This is a genomic window from Stenotrophomonas sp. RG-453 (genome assembly GCF_033843685.1).
Taxonomy (GTDB): domain Bacteria; phylum Pseudomonadota; class Gammaproteobacteria; order Xanthomonadales; family Xanthomonadaceae; genus Stenotrophomonas; species Stenotrophomonas bentonitica_A.
In genome coordinates, this window is sequence record NZ_JAMYED010000036.1 from 1 (window position 1) to 385 (window position 385).

At 66.2% G+C, this 385-nt stretch carries 1 protein-coding gene; it reads left to right on the forward strand.

The annotated features are described in order from the left end of the window. The coding region (locus NJD74_RS19650) for an ATP-binding cassette domain-containing protein (protein WP_319624835.1) at positions 1–385 on the forward strand (385 nt) is incomplete at both ends.

Below are 385 nucleotides of genomic sequence, written 5' to 3' on the forward strand. Positions count from 1 at the left end.
GGTCCACGGATCGCAGGGTAGCGAAGGGGATCGCGCAGGCTCCCGAGGGGCGACGGATTTTTCCGGGCCTGTCGGTGGAGGAGAACCTGACGCTCGCCACAGTGAGCTGGCGTCGCTGGGGCCAATCCATCGCGGCCGATCTCGATCGCGTGTTCGAGCTGTTTCCCCGGCTGAAGGAGCGGCGCAAGCAGCTTGGCTGGTCGCTGTCCGGCGGAGAACAGCAGATGCTGGCCATCGGGCGCGCGTTGATGGCACGGCCGAAGCTGCTGCTGCTCGACGAGCCTTCGCTCGGCCTGGCGCCGCGGCTCGCCGAGGAAGTCTACGAGCGTGTCAAGGTGATCAGCAAGACCGGTCTGACGATTCTCGTCGTCGAGCAGAACACCGT